6 protein-coding genes and 2 pseudogenes are annotated in these 6,549 nt (G+C 40.2%); 6 read left to right on the forward strand and 2 right to left on the reverse strand.

Going from position 1 to position 6,549, the window contains the following annotated elements:
* Positions 1-307 precede the first annotated feature (307 nt).
* The 6 genes and pseudogenes from A5849_RS03245 to A5849_RS03275 all read left to right on the forward strand — a co-directional run bounded on the left by A5849_RS03245 (position 308) and on the right by A5849_RS03275 (position 3,917).
* Positions 308-829, forward strand: a complete 522-nt coding sequence (locus tag A5849_RS03245) for a hypothetical protein (RefSeq protein ID WP_065763774.1) — start codon at positions 308-310, stop codon at positions 827-829.
* Positions 829-2,189, forward strand: a pseudogene (locus tag A5849_RS03250) (DUF2974 domain-containing protein). The gene A5849_RS03245 and the pseudogene A5849_RS03250 overlap by 1 nt, the downstream one beginning before the upstream one ends.
* Before the next feature lie 16 nt (positions 2,190-2,205).
* Positions 2,206-2,517 carry a hypothetical protein gene (locus A5849_RS14875; RefSeq protein ID WP_086309954.1) on the forward strand — a complete coding sequence of 104 codons (312 nt, stop codon included), beginning with the start codon at positions 2,206-2,208 and terminating at the stop codon, positions 2,515-2,517.
* A gap of 18 nt (positions 2,518-2,535) precedes the next feature.
* Positions 2,536-2,799 carry a hypothetical protein gene (locus tag A5849_RS03260; protein ID WP_002312757.1) on the forward strand — a complete coding sequence of 88 codons (264 nt, stop codon included), beginning with the start codon at positions 2,536-2,538 and terminating at the stop codon, positions 2,797-2,799.
* Between the two features lie 226 nt (positions 2,800-3,025).
* Complete coding sequence (locus A5849_RS03270; protein ID WP_002310711.1) at positions 3,026-3,223, forward strand: hypothetical protein; 198 nt, start codon at positions 3,026-3,028, stop codon at positions 3,221-3,223.
* A 34-nt stretch (positions 3,224-3,257) separates the two neighbouring features.
* A complete protein-coding gene (locus A5849_RS03275) occupies positions 3,258-3,917 on the forward strand; it encodes a Crp/Fnr family transcriptional regulator (protein ID WP_002314039.1) in 660 nt (219 codons plus the stop codon).
* 79 nt (positions 3,918-3,996) lie between these two features.
* On the opposite strand, the pseudogene A5849_RS15115 reads toward A5849_RS03275, so the two are convergent.
* Positions 3,997-5,607 (reverse strand): annotated as a pseudogene (locus tag A5849_RS15115) (ABC transporter permease).
* Positions 5,608-5,619: 12 nt separating this feature from the next.
* Positions 5,620-6,501 carry an ABC transporter ATP-binding protein gene (locus tag A5849_RS03290; RefSeq protein ID WP_002314041.1) on the reverse strand — a complete coding sequence of 294 codons (882 nt, stop codon included), beginning with the start codon at positions 6,499-6,501 and terminating at the stop codon, positions 5,620-5,622.
* Between the last annotated feature and the right edge of the window lie 48 nt (positions 6,502-6,549).

Below are 6,549 nucleotides of genomic sequence, written 5' to 3' on the forward strand. Positions count from 1 at the left end.
ATCGGAAAAGAAAAAACACCAAAGAAAAACGGTATGCAGGCCATGGTTGAGATTCCAACCAAGCTATGAAAAATTTAATAAAATCTAAAGACATAACAGTTAACAATCTCTAAAAAACAACAATTACTTGCGCCTGTTTATTCTTTTGTATATGTGTTTCGAATTACATAACAGAAAAAATGAAAAAATATTCATTTTGTTATCAAACAAGGAAAAGTAAGAAAAAGGCTTCTTTTTTCACTGATAAGCCTATGGTAAAATCCGTTTAAAGCGTTTTCTTCACGAAGAGAAGTAAGAAGGAGCAAGTATGAAAAAAATCATTTTCAGAGGAGTCATAGTCATCATCGCACTAAGTATAGGAGGGAAAATATTGATGGATAGAAGAGAAAAAGACAATGAAGAACTGCGTACCATCCAAACCGATCTGGCAAATTATTTGTATAATCATTATGAGATTTCAACAGTAGATGAAAAGCGAGAAAAGGAAATCTTCAAAGAATTTAATCAAGGTAAAGGAGACATGACTGAACAGGAATTTTTTGAAAGATTAGATTCTATAACTGAGTATATTGATATTGAGAAAATAGAATTTACAGGTTTCTCTGTAACCCCTATGAAATCTTTAGAGGTCCACTTCGAAATCAATGACCTGCTCTCCCACACTGCGACATTAGGAGTAAAGTCTGCAGAAACAGGTCAGTGGATCTATAGGATTGATAGTGGTATAGAAAAACCGGGGCAAGATCATTATCTCAGTAGAAAAGACCAAGAGACCAATAGGAGCATACCCATGAATATCGTCACATTCTATGATGGGGGGATCGACTGATGGATCAGAATCGAGTTTTTTCAGAAACAGTTTATCAAGTAGAAGTAGGAAATATAAAAAAGCTGGATAGATTTGGCGTGAAAAACGAATATTTAATTCTTGATACGGTAAACACCGACAAACATACAATCGGAAAAGAAAAAACACCAAAGAAAAACGGTATGCAGGCCATGGTCGTGGCTGAAATCAAAGATGAATATAAAAGTAAGAAGCAAGATCAATTACAGCAAATTTCCGGCTACCCCAAATCCGTCATCAAAAAAGACCTGACTATCGCCTACGCAGGTACCAAAAGTTGGCAGGACTGGAAAACGAACATCCGAGAAGTCGGCTTTGAGGACAAACACGACAACGGCGCCTTCCAGTCGGCTTTAGCGTATGCCGATGCAATCGAAAAGACCTATTCTGTCAAAGACGGCTACACCATTTCCACGACCGGTCATTCCTTAGGTGGAGCGCAGGCAATCTATGTCGCTGTTTTAAAAGGCTATCACGGATTTACATATGCAGCGGCAGGCCCAGGCCTGAGTGAGAAACAGCTCAATAATTATGAAGGGCAGATCATCAATCTGTATGACACTTCAGACATCGTGACTAGTGGCTGGCTGACTGGTGGGAAAGGCCAACTGCCATTTCACAGTTTCGGAATCGACAACATCGGCTGGAAAAACTATGGACACGATCTAAATCAGTTCAATCTCGACAAAAACGGGAATTACATCGATAAATATGGCGATATCGTCATCTATTCCGACCAACATGGAGGGGTCGCCCTCGAACAGACCTTACTCGCCCAGCAAATCATCAAAAACAAAGCTATGATCCGTCAAATGGAGACATATGGCGAAAAAAATCAATGGGAGAAAGATCGGATCAGTCAACTGAAAGAAGAAAACAAGTGGCTCCAGCTACAAATCAGTGCTTTCTCCAAGCTAGTGACTTGGCGGAAAAGATTCACAGCTAGCAGCGGCGGTCTGTCGACCAATGAACAGATCTATTTAGACGACCAGCAGGCGCTGATGATCGTGAAACATGCGGCTTCCGTCTTCAATCAAGCGATGGAACAAGTGCTAGTCATTTACCAGCGTGGAATTCGTGATTTGGAACAGCTGTGGGCAGATGGTCTTGCGATGGTCCGCAGACAGACACCGCTTTTGTCTCAGAACGAAATGCTCGATGCTCTGCGAGAAGTCGGTTGTACAAAGCAGACGATCGTTGATGAACCTACGCAGGAATTCAGGGAAAAATCTTCAAAATCAAGCAGCTTTCAGCAGAATTCTCTACCTTGGCAAAAGAGATCGAAGCGAAAATCAATGAGCTGGTCCAACGTGATCGAGACTTGGCACGACAATTATTTTAAAACAAGGAGTAGTGAGATGGAAAAAGAAAACCAGATTCATGAAACATACCGAAAAGAACGACTGCAGCTAGAAAATCAGGAAGATCAGCTCAGACAGATGCAAAAGAATATGCAGCAGCTGGCAGAAACGACTTATTCCCATATACGTTTTTCGGTGTGTTCCTTTGAATGCCCGAAGGATTCTTTGTATTTTGCACAAAAAGAACTCAGACGTTTAGAAGAGAGGTTCTCTCATGAATTGATGCAGAAACGAAAAAAAATCTATGATCAGCAAGATGAAGTCGAACGCCGTTATCGTGCTGATCTGCAACGATTAAACAAAAAGTAACAAGAAAGGAGATAATAAGTGATCATTCTAGAGGAAAAAATTTGGGAAGATTACCAGAAAGAGATACAAAAAATCTCAGCAAGAGCTTTAGGGATTGCGATGACTCAAGACAAAGTCACGAAATGCAAAAAGGCGAAACAAGCCGCAGAGGTGGAAGCAAGTACGGCAAAAAAAGCGGTATCCTCTGCAACGACTGGATTGGAAAAAGCAGTAAAGGGTCGTTTCGGCAAACAAGTAACAGCGGCATTTAGTAAAAAAAGCCGAATGTTAGTAAGTTTTTGAACACTGTGAATCTCGGAGGTTGTGAACTTGCCGTTTAACCCTGAGTCACAAGGAACAATTTCAAAAAACAGCTTCTCATGTTTGATGAATATCGTGACTTGTATCCGAGAAGTTGGCAGGAGAACACCATTTATTCAAAAAATAGGAGTTGCGACAAGGCGTTTGTCACAGCTCCTATTTGACATAAGAGGCAATTTTCAATTTTACTTATAGATAGTATCAAAAAATGATTTTAAGGCATAAAACACTCACCGCCATTATTACCGAGAGTCTGATCCTAGTGGCCGAGGTGGCAAACGGTATGCTTTTCCATGAAATGAGTATTCTGATCGTGGTCATAAACGGCATGTGTCTGCTTACTTATCGCACAAAAAGAAAAATCTTGATACAACAATTACCCAAGTTAAACGAACAAGTAGAATAACAAACAAGGAAGAAATCCAAAGGAGGAATCTGCTATGAGACATGAAGGATTGTGTGTTTCACTCGTTCCATTATTCAATCATCTCGAGATAGAAGATCAGCAAAAAATCCACTCGTTAGTGACACACAGAAAAGTGGAAAAAGGAGAACAGCTTCTTGCGCCGAATGGAGAGTCTCAATTAGTAATCGTGGCTTCTGGAAGTATGAAAGTGTATCAATTATCTGCTAGCGGAAAGGAACAGCTTTTACGAGTAGTAGAGCCGGGCGGATATGAGGGAGAGAGCCAGTTGTTAGGCGTTCCAAATGAATCTTTATTTGGCGAAGCACTAGAAAAAACGGAAATTTGCGTATTGAGACAAAAAGATTTCTCGGAACTTTTACTGCATTATCCCGCCCTTAGTCTGAAACTTTTAGCAATCAACGCTGAGAAATTAACAAAAGTACAGCAGCAGACAACTTTTTTGATGATGGAAAAAGTAGAAGAACGAGTCGCTGTCTATCTGCTTGACTTAGCTAAAGCGACAGGGAAGGATCACTTTTTCCTACCAATGAAAATGAAAGAACTTGCTGCATTTATCGGTACGACCCCCGAAACTTTATCTAGAAAATTTAAATTATTAGAGGAGAATGGTTATGTAAAAAGAGAGAATCGGGAAGTCTGGATCATTGATAAAGAACAGTTAGAAGACATGTAAATACAAAAATGACCTCCAAATGTTGGATTTTTGATCCCAATTTGGAGGCTAGCATGAAATTGAACATGCTCTTTTTTTGTTATCCTTCCACTAAATCTCTTCTCCTATAACCGATAGCACCAAGGACGATCAGTGCAAGGCTGATACAGGATAATGTAAGGAATACGGAAAGATCGAAAGAATCGTTTGGCATCCGTGGTACCCAGCTAGGGACCGCTGTTTTGGAGAACCATTCTGGTAAATCCAAAATCCCGCCAAAGTAATTGAGCGCAAAGGAGTAAGCTAAGTAGATATAAGCAAATTTACCCATTCGAGGAAGCCATCCGAATAGAAAGCCACTCATTCCGATAAACACTAAAACAGCAGGCAGAAAGTTGAATCCGGCTTTAAGAAACAGCAATAGATCCATATCTTTCGCATCCTTCATCGATGCCAAAGCAGAAAGTCCTAGCGCACCAGAACTAATCAGAATCGACAATATAGAAAACAGGATCGCTAGTAACAGATTTGTCCAATAAAGTTGGTTCCTAGAAATTTTTGTTGCGAACAGCTGATTCATACGTCCGTGGGTTTCTTCTGTAAATAAACGATTGATGCTAGCAATTGGTAAAATAGCAGCTAGACAAATCAAGACGACCATGATCGTGCTTGTAAAGTTTTTTTCAATTGAGACGCCAGATTGGATAAACATCTGTTTCATTAAGTCGTTACTTTCTAAAAACTGTTGCATATTCCCGTAGATAGAGCCGTATGCCGCCCCCATCAAACCAAAAGTGATAAGCCAACTGATGGTCATTCCTTTATTTAGATAGAATAATAAACCACGCAAGGATAGAAGAGAACGTTTAGCATACGGTTTTCCTTCACGTTCGGGGATATAGCCGGTGTTCAAGTCTCGATGTTCCTCTAAAACAAATGAACTGATTATCAAGATGAGACTGAACAAAAACAAATAAAGCAAAGGAATCCAGTTATTAGTTGTAAATGGATAGGACAAATAAGACCAGCCTAAAGGATTCCACATCGAAAGGGAGGAATCAGCTACATCTGTTATTGCTCTTAGAAGGTAAAGTCCACCTAAAAACGCTAGAGACAGACCATTCGAACTGGCTGCACTTGGCATCAGTTGTGAAGCAAACAGTGCAACGGCACTCCCCAAAATCCCCGTACTACCTACAGATAGCCCAAAAAGCCAAGCACCTTCTGCAGTGATCGAATCTGCTTGAAAAAAAATCATCGTACAGCTGATCGATATTGCTAAAAGCAAATTAATCAGAATACTTTAAGCGATGACAGCTAAAGAGTTTGCTTGACGTCCGACTCGAAAGGAACGAATAAGTTCAATAAGACCAAGCTCCTCTTTTTTTCTCGTTTGGCTCACCACATGCAAAACAGAGATCACAGCAGCAAACAAACTGCAAAAAAGCAACATTTCATTTGCATACATCGCTCCTAAAGTATACTCAGCAGCATTCGAAGCGGGAGTTGGTCCGACCATTGCTATCATTGCCGGGTTTTGCATTGTTTCGTATAATCCAGCTAACCCTTGTCCTGAAGTCAATTCTTCAAACGCAGGGACAAAACCACCAGAAAAAGCAGTGACACCGACTAGCCATATCAAGATCTTTTTCCAGTCACGGCTAAGGTTTTGAGAAAAAAGGGTGGACCAGCGTGAAAATTTATCAGTCATTTCGTTTCCTCCTCATCCTTCATAGTGCCTCATGAATAAATCTTCAAGAGTCGGTGGAATAGATTCAAATTTTTTCACACCTAATTTGGAAGTTTCAGCTAAAATCTCATCGAAAGCTTCGTTGTCAGCAGCAAATTGAGCAAGGTGGCCTTTTTGCACAAAATCATGGACACCGTTCAATTGTGCTAAGTGGCTGTTATCTGCTTCTGTTTCTATAGTAATGGTCGAGCGGGTCAAATGACGCAATTCATCGAGTGTTCCTTCTTCTACGACTGTTCCCTCGCGGATGATCACGACTTTATCTGCCAGCCGTTCGACTTCACTGAGAATATGAGAAGAAAGCAGGATGGATTTGCCCTGTTCTTTCAGTTTTTCAACTTCTTCTTGAAAAATGGTTTCCATCAAGGGATCTAAACCAGAAGTAGGCTCATCAAATAAATAGAGATCCGAATCAACAGCTAAAGCAGCAATCAAGCCCACTTTTTGACGATTTCCTTTTGAATAGTTTTTTGCTTTTTTCTTAGGATCAAGAGAGAAACGTTGAATTAGTTCGTCCTTTTTTTGAGCGTTCCCTTTTCCATGAAGCTTCATGAAGAGATCGATGATCGCTCCTCCAGTCAAATTTCCCCATAAAGAGATGTCACCTGGAACATAAGAAAGACGTTCATGGATAGATAAACTATCTTCCCATACATCTTGACCAAAAATCGTTGCCGTTCCGCCGTCTTTTTTTATAATCCCTAAAAGTGTCCGAATCGTCGTGGATTTTCCAGAACCATTTGGTCCGATAAATCCAACGACTTCACCTGAATGTACGGTGAAAGAGACATCTTTTAAAGCTTCGAAACGACCAAAGCTCTTTTTCAAATGTGTGACTTTGACGATTTCTGCCATAAAAACCCCACTCCTTTTTCTTAAAATATATACTAAAAAAGATTAATC

This window comes from Enterococcus sp. 10F3_DIV0382 (genome assembly GCF_002140245.1).
Taxonomy (GTDB): Bacteria; Bacillota; Bacilli; order Lactobacillales; family Enterococcaceae; genus Enterococcus_B; species Enterococcus_B lactis.

Bases quoted from the DNA above. Each gene is read 5' to 3' on its own strand.
- A5849_RS03290 (WP_002314041.1), bottom strand. From the start codon at position 6,501: ATGGCAGAAATCGTCAAAGTCACACATTTGAAAAAGAGCTTTGGTCGT.
- A5849_RS14875 (WP_086309954.1), top strand. From the start codon at position 2,206: ATGGAAAAAGAAAACCAGATTCATGAAACATACCGAAAAGAACGACTG.
- A5849_RS03245 (WP_065763774.1), top strand. From the start codon at position 308: ATGAAAAAAATCATTTTCAGAGGAGTCATAGTCATCATCGCACTAAGT.
- A5849_RS03275 (WP_002314039.1), top strand. From the start codon at position 3,258: ATGAGACATGAAGGATTGTGTGTTTCACTCGTTCCATTATTCAATCAT.
- A5849_RS03270 (WP_002310711.1), top strand. From the start codon at position 3,026: ATGATTTTAAGGCATAAAACACTCACCGCCATTATTACCGAGAGTCTG.